The organism is Empedobacter falsenii (assembly GCF_019308355.1).
Classification (GTDB): Bacteria; Bacteroidota; Bacteroidia; order Flavobacteriales; family Weeksellaceae; genus Empedobacter; species Empedobacter falsenii_B.
Window position 1 is genome coordinate 62,094 of record NZ_JAAGKM010000009.1, and the last position, 20,402, is coordinate 82,495.

The 20,402-nt window shown below is 32.1% G+C and carries 20 protein-coding genes; 11 read left to right on the top strand and 9 right to left on the bottom strand.

The window, feature by feature from the left end:
* Nucleotides 1-225 precede the first annotated feature (225 nt).
* A complete protein-coding gene (gene argH / locus G0Q09_RS05955; RefSeq protein ID WP_219034266.1) occupies nucleotides 226-1,527 on the top strand; it encodes an argininosuccinate lyase in 1,302 nt (433 codons plus the stop codon).
* Nucleotides 1,528-1,752: 225 nt separating this feature from the next.
* Nucleotides 1,753-1,971 carry a hypothetical protein gene (locus G0Q09_RS05960; RefSeq protein WP_219034267.1) on the top strand — a complete coding sequence of 73 codons (219 nt, stop codon included), beginning with the start codon at nucleotides 1,753-1,755 and terminating at the stop codon, nucleotides 1,969-1,971.
* A 76-nt stretch (nucleotides 1,972-2,047) separates the two neighbouring features.
* On the opposite strand, the gene G0Q09_RS05965 is transcribed toward G0Q09_RS05960, so the two are convergent.
* Together G0Q09_RS05965 and G0Q09_RS05970 are read right to left on the bottom strand one after the other, a co-directional pair.
* Nucleotides 2,048-3,913: a GNAT family N-acyltransferase gene (locus tag G0Q09_RS05965; protein ID WP_219034268.1), complete on the bottom strand. Its 1,866-nt coding sequence runs from the start codon at nucleotides 3,911-3,913 to the stop codon at nucleotides 2,048-2,050.
* Complete coding sequence (locus G0Q09_RS05970) at nucleotides 3,914-5,155, bottom strand: aspartate kinase (RefSeq protein WP_219034269.1); 1,242 nt, start codon at nucleotides 5,153-5,155, stop codon at nucleotides 3,914-3,916.
* Nucleotides 5,156-5,348: 193 nt separating this feature from the next.
* Here G0Q09_RS05970 and fbp point away from each other — a divergent pair, with 193 nt between their 5' ends.
* Nucleotides 5,349-6,365, top strand: coding sequence for a class 1 fructose-bisphosphatase (gene fbp / locus G0Q09_RS05975; protein WP_114998305.1), 1,017 nt, complete (start codon nucleotides 5,349-5,351; stop codon nucleotides 6,363-6,365).
* A 71-nt stretch (nucleotides 6,366-6,436) separates the two neighbouring features.
* Here the strand turns inward: fbp and G0Q09_RS05980 are convergent, their stop codons facing one another.
* The 5 genes from G0Q09_RS05980 to G0Q09_RS06000 all read right to left on the bottom strand — a co-directional run bounded on the left by G0Q09_RS05980 (nucleotide 6,437) and on the right by G0Q09_RS06000 (nucleotide 12,435).
* Nucleotides 6,437-8,005 carry an SGNH/GDSL hydrolase family protein gene (locus G0Q09_RS05980; RefSeq protein ID WP_038334928.1) on the bottom strand — a complete coding sequence of 523 codons (1,569 nt, stop codon included), beginning with the start codon at nucleotides 8,003-8,005 and terminating at the stop codon, nucleotides 6,437-6,439.
* Nucleotides 8,006-8,012: 7 nt separating this feature from the next.
* Nucleotides 8,013-9,245 carry an OmpP1/FadL family transporter gene (locus G0Q09_RS05985; RefSeq protein ID WP_038334921.1) on the bottom strand — a complete coding sequence of 411 codons (1,233 nt, stop codon included), beginning with the start codon at nucleotides 9,243-9,245 and terminating at the stop codon, nucleotides 8,013-8,015.
* Nucleotides 9,246-9,383: 138 nt separating this feature from the next.
* Entirely contained in the window at nucleotides 9,384-10,595 is a 1,212-nt protein-coding gene (locus tag G0Q09_RS05990; protein WP_219034270.1) for a BaiN/RdsA family NAD(P)/FAD-dependent oxidoreductase, read from the bottom strand.
* Between the two features lie 69 nt (nucleotides 10,596-10,664).
* Entirely contained in the window at nucleotides 10,665-11,501 is an 837-nt protein-coding gene (locus G0Q09_RS05995) for a universal stress protein (protein WP_219034271.1), read from the bottom strand.
* A 106-nt stretch (nucleotides 11,502-11,607) separates the two neighbouring features.
* Nucleotides 11,608-12,435, bottom strand: coding sequence for a universal stress protein (locus G0Q09_RS06000; protein ID WP_219034272.1), 828 nt, complete (start codon nucleotides 12,433-12,435; stop codon nucleotides 11,608-11,610).
* 165 nt (nucleotides 12,436-12,600) lie between these two features.
* On the opposite strand from G0Q09_RS06000, the gene G0Q09_RS06005 reads away from it, so the two are divergent.
* The 3 genes from G0Q09_RS06005 to G0Q09_RS06015 all read left to right on the top strand — a co-directional run bounded on the left by G0Q09_RS06005 (nucleotide 12,601) and on the right by G0Q09_RS06015 (nucleotide 14,956).
* Complete coding sequence (locus G0Q09_RS06005; protein WP_219034273.1) at nucleotides 12,601-13,107, top strand: acyl-CoA thioesterase; 507 nt, start codon at nucleotides 12,601-12,603, stop codon at nucleotides 13,105-13,107.
* A gap of 4 nt (nucleotides 13,108-13,111) precedes the next feature.
* Complete coding sequence (thiL, locus tag G0Q09_RS06010) at nucleotides 13,112-14,167, top strand: thiamine-phosphate kinase (protein WP_125349928.1); 1,056 nt, start codon at nucleotides 13,112-13,114, stop codon at nucleotides 14,165-14,167.
* Between the two features lie 198 nt (nucleotides 14,168-14,365).
* Nucleotides 14,366-14,956 carry a hypothetical protein gene (locus tag G0Q09_RS06015; protein ID WP_038334889.1) on the top strand — a complete coding sequence of 197 codons (591 nt, stop codon included), beginning with the start codon at nucleotides 14,366-14,368 and terminating at the stop codon, nucleotides 14,954-14,956.
* Nucleotides 14,957-15,029: 73 nt separating this feature from the next.
* On the opposite strand, the gene rpmA is transcribed toward G0Q09_RS06015, so the two are convergent.
* Nucleotides 15,030-15,287, bottom strand: coding sequence for a 50S ribosomal protein L27 (gene rpmA / locus G0Q09_RS06020; RefSeq protein ID WP_038334883.1), 258 nt, complete (start codon nucleotides 15,285-15,287; stop codon nucleotides 15,030-15,032).
* A 43-nt stretch (nucleotides 15,288-15,330) separates the two neighbouring features.
* Nucleotides 15,331-15,636 (bottom strand): 50S ribosomal protein L21, encoded by a 306-nt coding sequence (gene rplU, locus G0Q09_RS06025; protein ID WP_019975660.1) that lies wholly within the window; start codon nucleotides 15,634-15,636, stop codon nucleotides 15,331-15,333.
* A 177-nt stretch (nucleotides 15,637-15,813) separates the two neighbouring features.
* Between rplU and G0Q09_RS06030 the strand changes: the two genes are divergently transcribed.
* From G0Q09_RS06030 to meaB, 5 genes are all read left to right on the top strand, one after another.
* Entirely contained in the window at nucleotides 15,814-16,053 is a 240-nt protein-coding gene (locus G0Q09_RS06030; RefSeq protein WP_114998322.1) for a FeoA family protein, read from the top strand.
* On the top strand, nucleotides 16,053-18,152 hold the full coding sequence (gene feoB, locus G0Q09_RS06035) for a ferrous iron transport protein B (RefSeq protein WP_219034274.1): 2,100 nt from the start codon (nucleotides 16,053-16,055) through the stop codon (nucleotides 18,150-18,152). The genes G0Q09_RS06030 and feoB overlap by 1 nt, the downstream gene beginning before the upstream one ends.
* A gap of 4 nt (nucleotides 18,153-18,156) precedes the next feature.
* On the top strand, nucleotides 18,157-18,321 hold the full coding sequence (locus tag G0Q09_RS06040; protein WP_114998326.1) for a FeoB-associated Cys-rich membrane protein: 165 nt from the start codon (nucleotides 18,157-18,159) through the stop codon (nucleotides 18,319-18,321).
* Between the two features lie 134 nt (nucleotides 18,322-18,455).
* On the top strand, nucleotides 18,456-19,070 hold the full coding sequence (locus tag G0Q09_RS06045; RefSeq protein ID WP_219034275.1) for a helix-turn-helix domain-containing protein: 615 nt from the start codon (nucleotides 18,456-18,458) through the stop codon (nucleotides 19,068-19,070).
* Between the two features lie 169 nt (nucleotides 19,071-19,239).
* Nucleotides 19,240-20,217 (top strand): methylmalonyl Co-A mutase-associated GTPase MeaB, encoded by a 978-nt coding sequence (gene meaB, locus G0Q09_RS06050; protein WP_125349934.1) that lies wholly within the window; start codon nucleotides 19,240-19,242, stop codon nucleotides 20,215-20,217.
* Nucleotides 20,218-20,402: the final 185 nt, after the last annotated feature.

Genomic DNA, 20,402 nt, shown 5'->3' on the forward strand with positions numbered 1-20,402 from the left:
CATAATTTTTGGGTCATTTTTTTACGAAATTGAATTATTTCGAAATATTAATAAACATTCAATAATCAATCTTTCAAAATGCTATCAATCGTCTAAACATTCTCAAAAAACAATCAAAAATATTCAATATGAATAAATATTTATGATTATTAATAATTATACAAGTTTAATGAGATATTATGCAACTTTTTACTAACTTTGCGCCCTTAATTCATTATTATAGATATGAAACTTTGGGATAAAGGTTTTACCATTAATGATAAAATCGAAAAATTTACTGTTGGAAAAGACAGAGAATTAGATGCTCATCTTGCGAAATACGATGCATTAGCGTCGAAAGCGCAGGCAAATATGCTGGCAAAAACAGGTTTGATTACCAATGAAGAAAATGATGCGTTGCAAATTGCTTTGGATGAAGTTTTGGTTCTGATTGCGGAAAATAATTTCGAAGTCGACGAAAATTTCGAAGATATACATTCAAAAATTGAAGCTTATTTAATTGAAAAAACTGGCGATGCTGGAAAAAAAATTCACGTTGCACGTTCTCGAAATGATCAAGTTTTGGTTGCAATTCAACTTTTTAAGAAAGAGTATTTAAAACATACAACTGAAAAAATTGTCAATTTAATTGAGATTTTCTTACAAAAAGCAGACGAATTCAAGAATCATCAATTACCAGGATACACACATTTTCAGGCGGCAATGCCAAGTAGTTTTGGAATGTGGTTTTCGGCATATGCAGAAAGTTTATTGACGGATTTATACTTTTTTGAGGCTGCATATAAAATTTCTGATCAAAATCCTTTGGGTTCTGGTGCAGGTTTCGGAACAAGTTTCCCAATTGATCGTTTGCAAACAACACAAGAATTAGGTTTTTCAGAAATCTTAGTTTCTTCTGTTGGTGCACAAATGCTTCGTGGAAAAACAGAAAAATCTGTCGCAACAGCTTTGGCAATGATTTGTGGAACGTTGTCTAAAATGTCGTACGATTTGGTTTTATACAATTCACAAGATTTAGCTTTTGTGAAGTTGCCAAACGAAATGACAACAGGTTCATCGATTATGCCGCACAAGAAAAACCCAGATGTGTTTGAGTTAACTCGTGCGCATTGCAATAGAATTCAGGCGTTGCCGAATGATATTATGATGACGATCAATAATCTTCCAAGTGGATATCACCGTGATTATCAAATATTGAAAGAAATATTATTCGAACCAATGATGCAATTTGATAATATTATTGACATCTTAACATTTGCGATTCCTCAACTTCAGATTAAAGATAACTATATGAATCAGGATAAATATGATCCGATTTATACCGTTGAAAATATTAATGAAGCGATTAAGAATGGAACACCTTTCCGTGATGCTTACAAAGAAGTTGGTTTATCTGTAGAAAATGGAACATATATACCACACAAAGAATTTCAGACTTCGCATATCGGAAGTATTCATAATTTGAGATTGGATTTAATTTCAAATAAAATCGAAAAATTCAAATTAGAAGCACAAGTTTTAAAATAAACACTTGTAATAAGTCAAAAATCATCCTCAAAATTATAGAATTTGAGGATTTTTTTGTCTTATAAATTTTATAATTTCGGAAAATATAAACGTTTAAATAATTGTAATTCTATATTTTGTAAAATAAAAAATGTTTTACAAAATAATTACAATCATTTTTTATTATATCAGGTCAAAATCATTCTAACTTTGACATATCAAATTAATCGATTAAAATTTAAAAAGATGAAAAAATTTTTCGCAGTAGTTGCAGTAGCAGCTTTATCATTAGGAGCAGTATCTTGTGGAGAGAAAACTGAAGAAGCACCAGTAGAAGAAGCACCAGCAGTTGATTCTTTAGCTACAGCAGCTAACGATTCTACAGCAGTTGATTCTACAGCAGTTGCTCCAACTGATTCTACAGCAGTTGCTCCAGTAGCTGATTCTACAGCAGTTGCTAAATAATTTATAGCGAAGCTAAAATATAAATGCGCTCAACTAGGTTGAGCGCATTTTTTATGTTATAAATTCATCATGAATCTTAAAGTAGATTTCCGTCAAATTTTCCTGATTGTATTTTTTTATCAAGTTCTGCTTGAATATCCTCTAAAACAGGGCGAACAGTAGATTCTGGAATATCAGAAACTCTAATATACATTAAGCCATCAATTGCATCATTAAATTTTGGATCAACATTGAAAGCAATAACCTTTGCATTTTGTTTGATGTATTTCTTAATCAAAACAGGTAATCTCAACATATTGGGCTCAAGCTCATCAATTAACTTATCAAATTTATTCAAATCAGCTTCAGATTCATCGAAAATAAATTCTTTATCTTCCTCTTTCAGCTTAACCTTAAACTCATTTTTTGCTCTCACATATTGCGCTACAGTAGAATCGTAATAATGAGATTTCATAAATTCGATCATCAAAGATTTTGAGAAATCAGAAAACTGATTACTAATACTCACTCCTCCAATAATAAATTTCTGATTTGGATTTCTCAACGTTACATGCACAATTCCTCTCCATAATAAGAACAATGGCATCGGCTTTTGTTGATATTCAGCTGAAACGAAAGCACGTCCCATTTCGATACATTTCTTGAAAAATGGATGAATTTCTGGATCAAAATTGAATAATTCATGAACATAAAATCCATTAATTCCATATTTTTCATACACTTCCGAACCAATCGCCATACGATATGCTCCAACAATTTTATTCGTATCCTTATCCCACAAAAATAAATGGTGATAATGATTATCAAATCGATCAAGGTCAATTTCATCATTTGTACCTTCACCTATCGCACGGAATGTTATCTCGCGTAAACGACCAATTTCCCTTAATATATTTGGAATTTGTTGAGCTGTAGAAAAGAAACATTCGTAATTATTATTTGTAAACAATAATGCTTGTTCATCTTTTCGTAAAGTTTCAATATCTTGAATTAATAAGTCTAAAGCTGTTTCCGAAATAATCGGCTTAACCTTTTTACTAGAAGAAGATAAGCTTGGTAAATTCGGCATTTTCAACTCAATATTCGAAGGGTTTTTCAATACTTGAGTTAAACTTCTTTTTTGTTTGTAATAAGACGAAAGCATGTATGTTTTCTTTCTCAAAAACTCAGAATAATCTTCTATAGACACATGCTCGTCTTGTTGTTTTTGTAAAATTGGTTTTCCAATACGAATCTGAATTGGTCGTGTTCTTTTCTTCATCATTTCAGCTGGCAACATTGCCGTTTGAAAATCTGGATGAATCTTCGCTACACGGTAAAAAATATTACTATTTCGCGCTCTAAAAAACATTGGAACAACAGGAACTTTCGCTTTTTTGATCAACTTCATCGCTGATTCTTGCCATTCTCTGTCAATAATTCTACTTTCGTCATCTCGATAAGAAACTTCTCCCGCAGGAAAAATCCCTAAACAACCTCCAGCTCTTAACAATTTTAATGCATCGCGCATTCCTGAAAGGCTACTGTATGCATCTTTACGTGTTTCGAAAGGATTAACTGGAATAATCATAGGTTCTAATGGTTTAATTTTTTGCAATAAAAAATTACCCATTACCTTGAAATCAGGACGAATTTTTGACATAAAATGCATCAAAATAATTCCATCCAACGCTCCAAGCGGATGATTAGAAATAATAATAAAAGGTCCTTCTTTTGGAATACGTTTTAAATCTTCTTCATGGATTTCGTAATCCATTCCCAAATCATCAATCAAATAATCCAAAAAAGGTTCGCATTGCAAATGCTTTCCACGATTGTACAAATCGTTTAACTGATCTATACTGAAAATTTTTTTCAATGCCCAAGCCACAGGTTTTCCTAAAACACCAATTTTAGAAAGACCCGAAGCTGAATAGATATCTTGTGTCGTGATTAAACTCATTTAAGCTTTAACAACTATTTGTAATGTTTCGCGCACTGTTTGTCGCAATAATTCTTTTTCTTTTGAAACAACTTTGTCAGAATCTGCATCGAAATGGCGAATTGTGTACAATAAAACATTGTTTTCTTCCTGCACTTTATACTCTTCGTTCATATCTGCAACAAACTTTTCTAAGTTGTCATATTTATCCTCCAAACATAAAGATAATGAAATTGCTGAATTTTGCATCAAATTTACTTTGATTTGATAATCATATAGTTTATTGAAAATTCCGCTCAATTTATCTTCTGTAATAAAAGAGAAATCTTTACTTGATAAACGAATCAAATGTTGCTCTCTTTTTAGGATAAAACAAGGTACTTTTGGATCTAATGGTTGACCTTTCGCTACCTCTGTTCCTGCTTCTGTAGGATTAATAAATGATTTTACGAAGAAAGGAATTTCTTTTTGTTGAAGCGGCTGTAACGTTTTCGGGTGAATAACAGATGCACCATAATACGCCAACTCTATTGCTTCTTCATATGAAATATGATTTAACAGCTCAGCATTATCAAAATAACGTGGATCAGCATTCAAAACTCCAGGAACATCTTTCCAAATCGTCATGTTATCCGCATTTAAACAATAAGCAAAAATCGCCGCAGAATAATCTGAACCTTCACGCCCTAAAGTTGTTGTGAAAAAGTTAGGATCAGAACCTAAGAAACCTTGGGTAATAAACAAACCTGTGTTTGGTAAACGTTTAATACTTTCTTCTGTTAATGCCCAATTTACTTTTCCTTCACGATATGTATTATCTGTTTTGATATAATCGCGAACATCTAACCATTCGTTATTAATTTGTATCGAATTAAGATACATACTGATGATTTTTGTCGAAATTAATTCTCCACAACAAACCACTTGATCATACACATAGCTATAATTTGGTGATTTGTTACGTCTTAAAAACGAAACAATATCATCAAAAAATTGCGAAATTTCGTTAGAAACCTCAGCTGGATTATCAAATAATTCTGTCGCTAAAGCAATGTGCTGTTCTTTTACTTCGTTAATTGTTTTTTCGAAATCTTGTTTTTCAAAATAGCGTTTGACTACCTCTTCCAATGCATTTGTTGTCTTGCCCATAGCAGAAACAATGATACATGTATTTTCGTAACCAACAGATTGCAATAAACTCGCAACATTTCTAACGCCGGCTGCATCTTTCACCGAAGCACCACCGAATTTGAAAACTTTCATTTCTATAAAAACTTTTTTTTGTAAATATTTAACTTGCAAATATAACCAAACTACACTTTATATGTTGACCGATTTTAATTAAAATAAAAAATAAATTTGAATGATGATTTTCACGTATTTAGATTAATTTCAAACGTTTGAAATGATATAAAATTGAGTTATTATTCCGATATTTGACCAGCAAAACATAATTATGAATACTAATTCTCATCAAACTCTTGGAGAGTTTATCATAGAAAATCAAGCAGATTTTATTTACTCATCCGGAGAATTATCTAGATTACTGAGTTCTATTAAATTAGCTACAAAAGTTGTTAATTATAAAGTAAACAAAGCAGGACTTGTAAATATCTTAGGCGAATTCGGAAATGAAAATGTCCAAGGAGAAAAACAACAAAAATTAGATGTTTTCGCAAACGATACGTTTATCGAAACGTTGTCGCAACGCGAAGTTGTTTGTGGTATTGCTTCGGAAGAAAACGAAGATTTTATCGCGATTCAACCTTCAAAAAATTCAAAAAACAGTAAATATGTTGTGTTGATTGATCCACTTGATGGCTCATCAAACATCGACGTAAATGTTTCTGTTGGAACAATTTTCTCAATCTACCACCGTGTTTCTGAACCTGGAACACCTGTTACAAAAGCAGATTTCTTACAACCAGGAAATAAGCAAGTTGCTGCGGGATATGTAATTTATGGAACATCGACAATGTTAGTTTATACAACAGGAAATGGTGTAAATGGATTTACATTGAACCCAGGAATCGGAACGTTCTATTTATCTCATCCAAATATGTGTATTCCAGAAGATGGACACATTTATTCAGTTAACGAAGGTAATTATGTAAAATTCCCTCAAGGGGTTAAAAATTACATCAAATACTGTCAGGCAGATGAAGAAGATCGTCCGTACACTTCTCGTTACATCGGTTCTTTATGTTCAGATTTTCACCGAAACATGTTGAAAGGAGGAATTTATATTTATCCTTCTGGAACAAATAATCCGAACGGAAAATTACGTTTATTGTACGAATGTAATCCAATGGCTTTTATTGCAGAACAAGCTGGAGGAAAAGCTTCTGACGGTTTCCAACGCATTATGGATATTGAACCTACAGAATTACACCAGCGCATTCCTTTCTTTTGTGGATCGAAAAATATGGTCGAAAAAGCAGAAGAATTTATGCGAAATGAAGAATTGAAATAATTATTTCTAAAAAAATAATCAAATAAAAAAATCCGCTCGATGAGCGGATTTTTTATTATCTAAACATCCAATTAAGGAATTGCAATACCTGGATAATTCCCTGGGTAAACATGTCTTAAAGTTGAATGATATTTTTTATTGATTGCATCAGCAAACATATTTGCGACAATTGCATATCCAGTTCCTGTTAAGTGAACTCCATCTAATGAGAACGCTCCACCAGAAACGAAAGTTGTTGTATATGTTTGTCCGTAATATTTAATTCCTGATTGAGAACTTAATTTTTTCATTTCAGAATATGTATCAACTAAAGCTAAATTATAAGCAGTTGCTAATTCAGCAATTGCTGCATTGTATTTAATTACAGCTGCTTCTGCTTTCGCAGTTTCTTTTGCTGTTAATACATAATTATCTGTCATTGGATAACTAACACCTACTACTGCTAATTTACCAGCTTCTTCTTGAGTTAATCCTAATTTCATTAACGCTGCAACTTGATTTGTATCAACTTTTCCAATTACAGAAGAAGAAGTTAAAACCAATAAATCTTTCGCTGTTGCTTGACGAGCTTGACCATAAATCATCCCAAATAAAGTTGCTTTTGCAGCTCCAATTTTAGGAGTAAGTGCAGCAGTGATTGTAGCTGATAAATCTGCTAAATCTTTATCTTTAATTACTACAGCACTTGCAGCATTCTTAGAAAAAAAGATTTTTCTTTCTGAAGCTCCAACCGCATCAAATACTTGATTTAATCCTGCATAAGTTGCATTCAATTCATCAATCATTGATGCAAAACTTGGGTTTGCAGGTGATAATGGCGCGTATGGAACCGTTGTAAAATATGGAATAGATGTTACAGAAGGAATATTTGCAATAACTCCTTTCGCCCCTACCGCTGTTAATGCTTTTAATCCATCATTAATTGTAGATTTTACCACATTTACATTAGAAATATCTGAACTTCCATAAGTTCTTGGATCAACATTATTTGTTTCATTATGATCTACTCCAACTCCACCAGATGTTGCATAACCTAAAACATCATTATTTCCAATCCAATAAGAGAAGAATGTTGGTTTTTGCGCAACTGCATCTCCAACTACAGAAGTTGTCGCATTACTTGCGAAACGTACAAAATAAGGATTCGCAGTTACTGGATCTGTTTTTAATCCTGCTGGATTTCCATAACCTGGCGCAACTAAATGATAAGACTTAGCACCTGGAACTCCCATATTTTGAAACTTTCCTTTATCTGCTAAGATATCTAAAGCCCCACCCGCAGGACTTGGAACTGGTGTTAAAGCTCCATTTACAATTTGTAAATTCAATTTACCTGGAAAACCTGGTAAATCAGTAAATCCACCTGTATCATTTTGCATATAAGGAATTTTAAATTCTCCTCCTCCTGCAGCTTTCATCAATCCAGCTAACATGTTTGGGTAAGAATTTTCTTGTCCAGATTTGTACAATGCATTATCTCTATAACCAGAAGTTAACGAGTTTCCTAATGCGATATATGTTTTAAAATTAGCTTCACCTGCAGAAACTTGAATATCTTCAATTGGATGATCAAAATCTTCGCTACAGTTAAACATCGTAGCAGCTAATGCAACTAATACTATTTTATTTAAGTGTTTCATTTTTGTCTTATTTTAGGTTGTACGATACGCCTAAACCAAAGTTTATAGCACGCATTTTAACATCTCCAGAGAAGTTTTGTTGAATATTATCAATATGTCTTTCGTCTCCTTTTACATATGATCCAAATAAATCAACATGAAAACCTGACTCGAATCTAAATCCTAATCCAGCTGAAACTGAATTTAAGTTAGAACTTGGTGTTTCTGATGACCAATAAGCTGATGGAACTGGTGATTTATCATGATAATAACCAACACGTCCAACAATCATCTCGCTGAAAGTATACTCTGCTCCAAAACGGAATAATGTATTGTCTTTCCAGTTTTTCGTAGAAGATGATGTGTAAAAAGTATTAGAAGCATCATTATATAAATTGATATCTAAACTTTTGTAACGTGTCCAGTTTTGCCAAACTACATCTCCAAAAAGTTCTAATTGTGGTAAAACTTTGTAAGACATTCCAAATGTAAACTCTGATGGTAATGGTAAAGTTGTATTCCATTTATCTGTATTAAAAGGCACATTAGATGCAATTCCAGAAGGAACATTCGACCATGTAACATCACCTTTGTTTGCAGAAACATCTACATTAGAACGGTACGCAATTCCAACTCCAAATTTATCTGTTGGCTTGAACATTGCTCCAACATTAAATCCTAAACCATGAGCATCTTTATCCTCTAATTTAAGTTTAATATCATTTCCAGCAACTGTTTGTACTTTCTCTAATTTAGCTGTTCCGTGTGTATAAATGAAACCTACACCCAAACTAAACCAATCAGAAAAACGATATGCAACCGTTGGCTGAATATTGAATGCTTTCAAGTCAATATGTGTAATATTTGCTTTGTTTTGCCAATCTTCTGGCCACGTAACCGAACTACCAAAAGGTGTCGTAACACTCAATCCAATTGCTAAATCATCTACAGGCTTGTAACTAACTGCCAAATACATTGGTGTTCCTAATTTACTATCTGTTTCTGCTTTTTGTAACGTCATTGGATCTTGCCATTTTACGTCAGTTTTTACACCAAAACCTCCGACAGCAATACTCAATTTACTATCAACAAAAGCTAAACCTGCAGGATTATAAAACGCAACACTCGCATCGTGAGTTTGTGTTGCAGAAGTCCCTCCCAATGCCGCTTGGCGAACTCCTTGTAAAGCAACTCGGTATCCACCTGCGAATGCAGAAGAAGATAAGCCGATTAATGCTAAGGTTAAGAAAATTTTCTTCATATTTTTTGTTCGTTTTTAATAATTCCTTTAAACAAAAATAACATAATTTTATAATAATGTTATGTTAACATAATAAATTTTGAAAAAATCTTTATTCTTAAGGCTTTCAGCCAGAATAATATTTGTGTAAAATATACACTATTGATAAATTTCTTTGATTTTTTCAGATATAATATATCCTTCAGACCAACACGCCTGAAAATTGAACCCACCTGTTATGGCATCAATATTTAAAACCTCACCGGCCATAAACAATTGTGGGATTTTTTTTGCTTGCATCGAATGAAAATCAATCTCTTTCAAATCGACACCGCCAGCCGTCACAAACTCATCTTTGAACGTACTTTTTCCATTAATTTGGTATTTCCCTTGCGTCAATTCTGTTGCAATTGCTTCGATGTGTTTTTTCGATAAATCTGCATAAACCTTGTTTTCATCTACACTACAATAGCTCAGAATACTAAACCAAAAACGTTTCGGAAAATCGAATGGATTATTTTTATGCACATTTTTCTTGGCATCAACTTGTTTTTTATCATTCAAAAATGAAATGATTTCGTCTTTAGATTGATTTACAAAATTGATTTCAGTCTCAAATTTATAATTGCTTTCATTTAATTTTAAAGCACCCCAAGCCGATAATCTCAAAATCGCCGGACCACTAAATCCCCAATGTGTAATTAGCAATGGACCTTCTGCCTCTAATTTTTGTTGATTAATTTTGACTTCAGCATTCTCGAAAGAAATTCCCATCAAACCTTCAATTCGAGGGTCTTTGCAATTAAATGTGAATAAAGAAGGAACTGGCTGAACAATTTTCAAACCTAAATTCTTCAAACTTTTCCAAAATTTAGGCGTACTTCCTGTTGTCACTATCACCGTTTCGAAAAAATGTTTTCCTGATTTTGTTATCAATTCATAACCACCATCAACTTTATTGATTTCTTGCACACCATCCGAGAAATTCAATTGTACTTTATTTTGATCAACAGCTTTTGTCAAAGCCTCTATAATCGAAAGTGAAGAATCGCTAACTGGAAAAATACGGTTATCGTCTTCTATTTTCAATTCTACTCCGCGCTCATCAAACCAAGCCATTGTATCGCCTGGTTGAAACGTGTAAAAAACGCTTAATAACTCCTTTTTTCCACGCGGATAAAATTCGACCAAATCAAGCGGATCAAAACAAGCATGCGTCACATTACATCTTCCTCCACCCGAAATGCGTACTTTTTGAAGCGGTAGATTTGCTTGTTCAAACAATATAGTTTGTTGTCCTACAGTTTTTCCAAGGTTTGCTGCAACAAAATATCCTGCTGCACCACCTCCTACTATGGCTATTTTTTTCACGGGGCAAAGGTAAAGTTTTATTTTTAACAAAATTTTTGACAAAAAAAGGAAATGTTTTCACATTTCCTTTTAAGACTTTTGTTCATGAAAAACGAACAAAGGTGTAATATTTTTATTTGCAATTTTCTTTGTAAATCCAGGTGAAAAAATCTTATCAAAAAAACCTTTATTGCGACTCACAACCGTCAACAGATCGATTTGTTTTTCCTTGATAAAATCCAACACCGCATTTACAGGATCTGCATCATGATAAACTTCAAATACAATTGGATCTCCAGCAAACTGATCTTGCCAATCTTTCATCGCTTGTTGATTAAATTTTCCGTCTTTCGAAACGTGCATGCAATGAATTTTTGCATGATGACGATTTGCAATTTCGATCAAATACTTCAATGCATCTTTATCTTTTTGATCAAAAACAGTCGTAAAACCAATATTCTTAAATCCTTTGAAAGACATTCCATGCGGAATACTAAGAATAGGAACTTTCATCGATGTAATCGCATTTATCGTATTCGAACCGAAAAGCATTTTCTCAATTCCTGAATTTCCGTCCGTTCCCATCACCACAAAATCAACACTTTCTTCACCAATAATTTCGCGTAGAATGTATAAGAAGTTTCCTTCTTCTAAAATAAACTTGATTGGAATTTCATTAAAACCATTTTCATCAGCAATTTGTCTTAGTTGCGGAATATTATCTTTGAAGTTGTCAAAACTTCCTAATTCTACCGTTTCATATACATTCTGAATCAATCCAGCACTCAAACTTCCAGTAATCATTGGCAATTCGTAAACATGCAACACATAAACTTGTGCATCGATACTTTTTGCAAGATTTAGTGCATATAAGAAGGCGTTATTGGCAGTTTCTGAGAAATCTGTTGGGAACAATATTTTTTTCATCTTTTCGTGTTTTGTACTCAAAAGTTACGAATAATTTCATTTCAACACGAAAAAAAGCTCAATCTATTTCTACAGATTGAGCTTTGTATATTCAGTATAAATTATCTTATTCCTGGAAAACAAACAAAGGCACGTTGTGTTGTGTCAAAATTTTCTTTGTAAAACTTGATGAAAATAATTTCTCGAAGAAGCCTTTGTTACGGCTAACTACTGTCAACAAATCAATTTTTTCTTCTTTGATAAATTCCAAAACTGCGTCTACAGATTCATTCGCAGTATAAATAGAAAAATCTACAGGCTCATCTTTATAATATTCTTTCCAATGATTAAGCGTCGGAATATCGTAATTTCCATCTTTCGAAACGTGTAAACAATGCACTTTTGCTTTGTAACGATAAGCGATTTCTGTTAAATAATCTAAGGCTTTGCGGTCTTTATCTTGGAAAATTGTCGTAAATCCGATGTTATTTATTCCTTTGTATTCGTAACCATTTGGCACACTCAACACCGGAACTTTAAGATGTTTGATCGCATTCATAGTATTCGAACCAAAAATAACTTTGTCAAATCCTGTATTTCCAGTCGTTCCCATTACCACAAAATCTACTTTTTCATCTTCGATAAATGTTGGCAACACAAACGAAAGCATTCCTTCTTTTACGAAAAATTTCAAATCAACATTTGCAAAACCATTATCCTCAGCCATTTTTCTCAAGAACGGAATATGATCTTTTAAATTCTCGAAATTATTTAATTCAATTGTATTATAAACATCTTGCAAAATACCAGCATCGATTCCTCCACTTACCATTGGATACTGAAAAGCATGCAAAACATATAATTCTGCATTTTGATTTTCGGCTAAATTTAACGCATACAAAAACGCATTATTTGCTGTTTCTGAAAAATCTGTTGGAAATAATATTTTTTTCATAATCTGTCTGTTTAATAGCTTTTTAAAGATACAAATTATTAAATATCTATATTTTAATTTGATGTTAAATCTTATTGTTTTTTATTATTTACGATGATTAAAAATATTATCATTTTCGTATAAATAGTAATCCGTAACTTTGTACCTTAAATAATTTTTCAATTCATGAATAATAAATATTTTCAAAAAACCATTATTCGATGGTCAGATTTGGATGCTAATCGCCATTTAGCGAACGCTTCGTATATGAATTTTACAAGTTTTGCACGTATTGCTTTTTTGAGAGATTATGGCATTTCGATTAAAAATTTGGAGGAATATGGAATTGGACCAGCTATTTTGCACGAACAATTTTCTTTTTTTAAGGAAGCTATGGAAGGTGAAGAAATTTATATTTCGGTAGAAATTGGTGGAATGTCGGAAGATGGAATGATTTATCAATTTATTCATAATTTATATAACCAAGATGGTGTACATCTTTGCCATTCTGAATTGACAGGTGTTTGGTTTTCGATGTCGAAAAGAAAAATGCAAGCACCACCAACAGAAATGTTAGAAAATATTAAAAAATCATTTGAAGGACAAACCGTCAAAACAATGTCGAAACAGGACATTATCAATTTACCTTTTCGTTCAGAAAATATAGATCCTTCAATCTTTACTCAAAAATAAAATCATGTTAGAAGATAAAAACGTTTCAAAAACAAGTTTAGCCGAAATTGGAGAATTTGGTTTAATTAACCAAATCAAAGAAGGTTTTCCAATCAAATTAGAAAGTTCTATCAAAGGAATTGGTGACGATGCGGCTGTTCTTGATTATAAAAAAGAGAAAATTGTGGTTTCTACTGATATGTTAGTAGAAGGCGTAAATTTTAGCTGGTCGTATATGCCTTTACGTCACTTGGGGTACAAAGCGGTTGTGACGGCAATTAGTGATATTTTGGCGATGAATGCTATTCCAAAACAATTGTTGATTTCGATGGCAATTTCGAATCGTTTTACGATAGAAGCTGTGGACGAAATTTACAACGGAATGAAATACGCTTGCGATAAATACAATATCGATATTGTGGGAGGCGATACAACTTCTTCTGTTAGCGGACTTGTTTTGAGTATGACTGCAATTGGCTCGGCTCCAGAAAAAGATTTGACTTATAGAAATGGTGCGAAGGAAAATGATTTGGTTGTTCTTTCTGGAGATTTAGGTGCTTCTTTTCTTGGTTTGCAAGTTTTGGAACGCGAAGCGCAAGTTTCAAAAGTGAATCCTAATAATCAACCAGATTTCGAAAATTATTCATATTTAATTGAACGTCAATTAAAACCTGAAGCGCGTTTGGATATTATCAATCTTTTGAAAGAGTTGAAAGTTAAACCAACTTCTATGATTGATATTTCGGACGGATTATCTTCTGAAATTATTCATATCTCAAAAGAAAGTGGTGTTGGAATTAATATATACGAAGAAAAAATCCCGTTAGATTCTGTTGTTATTCGCACAGCCGAAGAATTCAAAATCAATCCAATCACATGTGCTTTAAGCGGTGGAGAAGATTACGAATTATTGTTTACAATTGATCAAAAAGATTTTGAAAAAATCAAAGGAAATCCACATTTAACGGTAATTGGTCATGTAACTGGTAAAAACGAAGAAAACTATTTGATTACTCGTGGAAGTGAGCAAATGGTTCCATTAACTGCACAAGGTTGGGGAGTTGAAACGGAAGAAGAATAGGTTAATGAGATAATTCGCTAATTAAAAAATGTGATCCTTAAACGAGTTCAGATGACTTAACGAATTATCAAAACAAAACGTGTCAAGCTGATTTCATTTCAGCTTCTCTTCAAAATAATAAAATCAAAAAGCATTCAAGAAATTGGATGCTTTTTTAGTTGAAATAAGTTGTAATTTAGTTCTATTAATTAACCACTTATGAAATACTTTTTACTTTCATTTATTCTATTTTTTTGTTCATGTTCATCAACATTCAATTCTACTTATAAGAGCAAACAACTAAAAAAAACAGTTGATACTTTTATTGAATTAGGAGAAAAACATAATGAACGTATTAATCCTAATAATTCTTATTTAATTCTAGGTTTTGATAAATTAAAAAGTCCTGATAGAAAAGTTTTTTTTAATAATGCTGAATTTGGAGTTGGAATTACTTTTATGGCATACTTAGGATCTTGTAACACAAATGAGAAAACTCAACAATATGAGTATAAAAACTATACAATTGCTATTATAGATTCTGCTGACATTAATTTTAAAAGGTATAAATTTTTAAAACCAATAAATTCTAAGAAATTAAATTTAAACGAAAATACCTTCCAATGTAAACATGGTACGAGTAATCCATTGTATTATTCATTTTATTTTGATAAAAAAGGAATTATCCAATCTATTGATCCTTGGGGAAAAAGGAAATTAATTCGAGATAAGTTAATTGAAAAAGGATTCAACATAAACTTAAATTCTGATGAAGTATACTCTAAAGGAGCTGTAGACTTAGAAGAATAAAAATCATAAAAAAAGCTCGAAGTAATAAGTTCGAGCTTTTATATTGTTAGCATTTTCGCTGTCGAATTATCAATTAAGATAATGGTTCAACTGAAACGTAAGATCTATCGTTACGTTTTTTAGTGAAAACTACTTTTCCGTCAATTAAAGCGAATAATGTGTGATCTTTACCGATTCCTACATTATCACCAGGATGATGTTGAGTACCTCTTTGACGAACAATAATGTTACCAGCGATTGCTGCTTGTCCACCAAAAATTTTAACACCTAAACGTTTCGAATGTGATTCACGACCATTTTTCGAACTTCCGACCCCTTTCTTATGTGCCATTTCGTTTTGTTTTTAAGAGTTAATAATTAATCTCAGCTCAATCTTAACCGATTGAAGCTACTTCAATTTTAGTGAATTGTTGACGATGACCGTTAGACTTTTGGTAACCTTTTCTTCTTTTCTTTTTGAAAACGATTACTTTGTCTCCTTTCACGTGTTCAACGATTTTAGCTACTACGGTAACTCCGTCTATAACTGGGGCGCCGACAGTGATTGCTCCGTTATCTGTTAATAAAACACGGTCGAATTTTACTTCGTCACCTGCTTCACCAGCTAAACGGTTTACAAACAATTGTTGGTCTTTTTCAACTTTGTATTGAAGCCCTGCTATCTCTACAATTGCGTACATAAATTAATGTTTATAAATGAAAATTGAGTGCAAAGATAATCAAAATTTTGAATTTAGATACTTGAATTCATTGAAATTTAATTAGAAAGATAAAAAAACTATGACATATCTTCTATTTGGATTAATTAAAAATAAGTATCTTTGCCTTTGAGATAATTCATAGATAGATTGGTAGAAATGATTGAAAATTATTCTTTAAAAGATTTAAAAATTGGCGAACAAGCAGTTGTAACAGGGTTTAGTACCGAAGATATTCCTGCAAAGTTTTATGAAATGGGCTTTATTCCTGGAACAAGTTTATTGGTAAAAAATAAGGCTCCATTTGGTGGTCCTATTTGCATCAGTATCATCTCTAATAAGTCTGTTTTAGCTTTAAGAAGAAACGAAGCCGATAAAATTTTGATAACAAAAAAATAATGAATCATTATAAAATTGCCTTAATTGGTAACCCAAATGTTGGTAAAACTTCGTTATTTAATAAATTAACAAATCTTCGTCAAAAAGTTGGGAATTATCCTGGTGTGACGGTAGAAAAGCGCGAAGGTAAAATAGAACGAAATGGAAATAAATTCCAAATTACAGATTTTCCCGGAACGTATACAATTTATCCAAGTTCTTTGGATGAAGAAATTGTATTCAAAACTTTAGGAGACAAAACCAATAGTCATTACCCAAATTTAGCAGTTGTTATTGGTGAGCCATCTAATCTAAAACGATCGATTTTGTTGTATCAACAAGTTCGAGATTTAGACGTTCCTGCAATTTTTGTCATCAATATGAAAGATGAAATCAAAAGCAAGGGACTTAATATTGATTTGAAAAAGTTAGAAGATTTTCTTCAAACAAAAATATACTTAACAAACGCGCGTACAAGCGAAGGAATTGATGAATTAGTAGAAGCTTTTACAAAAGACGCAACTCCATATAATCGTCATTACGAAATTCCGAAAGAGTATCTTTCTATTGTAGAAAAAATCAAGAATGAATTTAATCTTAAATCTGATTATTTAGCTTGGCAATATCTTTCACAGAAAGAAGTTCCGTTCGAATCGAAAGAAAATCTAAGTAAATTAGATACAATTAAAAAAGAAAATTCTATTGTTTCGAAACGATTACAAGTCAAAGAAGCCTTAGATCGAAATAAAATTTTAGAGGAAAAATTAAACGATATTATTTCATATAATTTTGACGGAAATGAAACCTTAACCGATAAAATTGATAAAACATTGATTCATCCAGTTTTTGGATACATCATCTTTTTAGGAATTTTATTATTAATCTTTCAAGCTGTTTATGCGTGGTCTGCACCATTAATGACAATGGTCGAAGATTTATTTGGTTGGATCGACGAAAAAGCAATTAGTTTAATACCTGAAGGACCTATCAACGAAATCATTGGAGGTGCAATAATCCCAGGTATAGAAGGGATTGCCGTTTTCGTTCCGCAAATTGCCATTTTGTTTTTATTCATTTCAATAATGGAAGAAACGGGCTACATGAGCCGCGTGGTTTATTTAATGGACAGATGGTTAAAACCATTTGGATTAAGCGGAAAAAGTGTTGTTCCGTTAATTTCTGGAGTTGCCTGTGCCGTTCCTGCAATCATGTCTGCACGTAATATCGAAAATGACAAAGAGCGTCTATTAACGATACTTGTAACGCCTTTTATGACGTGTTCGGCTCGTTTACCAATTTACATCGTTTTAATTGCTTTAGTAATTCCCGACGAACATATTTTTGGATTAAGTTACCAAGCTTTGGCGTTATTTGTGATGTACATTTTAGGTGTTTTAGGCGCATTAGGAAGTGCTATTTTATTGAATTTAATCATTAAAGCAAAACATAAAAGTTACCTAATTTTAGAAATGCCAACGTACAAACTTCCTGATTGGAAAAATGTTGGAATTAATGTTTGGGAAAAAACGTTAGGATTTTTAGTTGATGCGGGTAAAATCATATTTGCAATTTCGATTATTCTTTGGGTTTTAGGAACTTTCGGACCTGGAGAACAATTCAGAAATGCAGAAGAAATTGTAACTGCTCATCATCCAAAAATGAATGAAGAAGATTTAGCAAATGAAATTGCTTCTTATAAATTAGAACATTCTTATTTGGGTAGATTAGGTTCAGTTATAGAGCCAGTTGTAGAGCCATTAGGATACGATTGGAAGATGGGAATTGGTTTGATTTCGTCATTCGCTGCGCGTGAAGTTTTTGTCGGAACAATGTCAACGGTTTACAGTTTAGGAGAAGTTGATGTAGAGGACAATGGTCAAAAAGATCGTTTACTTCATCGTATGAAAAATGAGATCAACCAAAACACAGGAGAACCAGCATATAACCTCGCTACAGGAGTTTCATTGTTGTTATTTTATGCATTCGCAATGCAATGTATGAGTACAATTGCGATCGTAAAACGCGAAACAAATTCTTGGAAATGGACATTGATTCAGACAGGGTTTATGACAGGTTTGGCATATGTAGTTGCATTTATTGCATATCATTTTTTAAAATAATAGTATGGACAATATTTGGATACAATATATTTTTATCGCTTTCCTTTTCGGATTTGCAGTTTGGTATGTTGTAAAATTAATTAGAAACTCATTTAGTTCAAAAGGAGGCGGATGCTCAAAAGGCTGTGGTTGTTCTCCAAGCAAAGATGAATTTCAAAAAAAAGGCTAACTCTTAAAAGTTAGCCTTTTTTATTTCAAAATTTCGGAGTATTTTTACAAATAGTATAATCATTGAAAATCAATTATTTTAATGATTATCAATTGGTTTTATTTTATTAATTCGGAATATAAATTTTACAAAAAATGGAAACTTGGTTAATCATTTTATTATTAATTTCAGCGATAATTATCTTAGGATTAATTATTTACTTTGTTTCCAAAAAAACTAAACAATCAACTGAGATTTCTGTCGAAGAAATAAGTTCTGTAAAAGAGATTAAAGAAATTCCTTCTGAACCAATCAAAGAAGAGGTTACAAATAAAATCATTTCTCCAACTCCACCAACAGAGGTTATGATTGAAGAAAAACCAACGAATAACCTTAGCATTTCATCTAAAACCGAGAATGACTTACTTCGAAAATTAGAGTTATTTGAGAAGAATAAAGGCTTTACTAAGAAAGATATTAACCTTGCTTCATTATCAAAACAATTTGGAACGAATACAAAATATCTTTCTGAAATCATTAAAACTCATCGTCAAAAGCAATTTAATTCTTATTTGAATGAATTGAGAGTAAATTATATCGTCAATCGACTTCAAAATGAGCCGAAATACATTAACACGAAAGTAAGCTATTTAGCAAGTGATTGCGGATTTGCTTCTCATAGTACTTTTACAACAACTTTTACTCAAATCATGAATGAATCTCCTTCTGCTTTTATAAAAAGAATTAAAGAGGAACAAAAAAATTCATAATTACGAATTAATGAAGTTTATATAATTGAATTTAAAATATATAAACAATTATATTTGTTTTATTTTTTATACCAATCAATGCAAGAGCTATATAAAATACATTCACAAATTTCGATTGTATTTTTTTATTCTTAATTAAGACTTTATCTTTAATCTAAGATTGTGTCTTATGCGAAAAATTGACCCCGAAATACTTGCTCAAAAAATAAAAGAAGGCGATCGTTTTGCCTTATCAAGAGCTATTACACTAGCCGAAAGCAATCGTTTAGACGATTTGAAATTAGCGCAACATATCATTAGTTTATTACCTGTTTCCAAAACTTCAAAAAGAATTGCCATTACAGGAATTCCCGGTGTTGGTAAAAGTACTTTTATCGAATCTTTGGGGAAATATATTCTAAGTAAAGGTGAAAAAGTAGCGATTTTAGCAATTGATCCAAGTAGTTCCCTTTCAAAAGGAAGTATTTTAGGCGACAAAACACGCATGGAGGACTTATCGCGAGAAGAGAATGCTTATATACGTCCAAGCGCTTCTAACGGTTCTTTAGGTGGTGTTACCTCACGTACATATGAAGCAATTTTATTATGCGAAGCAGCAGGGTTTGAAAATATTTTGATTGAAACTGTCGGTGTTGGACAATCTGAAACCTTAGTAAATGAAATTTCAGATCTCTTCTTATTTCTTCAACTTCCGGGTTCTGGAGATGATTTACAAGGAATAAAACGAGGAATTATGGAAATGGCTGATTTAATTTTTGTCAATAAATCAGATTCGTTTCAAGAAAAATTAGTGAAAGATGCAAAATTGGATATTGTTCGTTCATTGCAATTTTTACCAACCAAATCTTCTCAATGGAAAAGAAAATCAATTATCGGTTCTGGATTAATCGGAAAAGGAATTCCTGAACTTTGGGAATTGGTCAATGATTATTTCAATTTTATTAATGAAAATAATTATTACGCATCAAACCGAGAAAAACAACAGCTTAATCAAGCGGAACGCTACACAATTGATTTGATTAATCAACAATTTTTAAAATTACTTAAGGAACACCCACTAGAATTAAGCAAAAATTTATCTGCATTCGAAATGGCAAAAGATTGGTTGAATAACCACACTGAAATTGATGAATTTCTTAATAAGTAAGTTTACGATTATTGAATCAAAATAACAAAAAAACGGCTCAAAATTGAGCCGTTTTTTTAGGACTGTCTCTTAAAGTGTGTAAGTTCAAAAATTAAGCTTGGGTTAGGTTCTACTTTTTAGAGTCTAACCCTTTCTTGATATAGGATTAAAAATTGATCAATAATAACTCCCCAGTTTCTTACTGG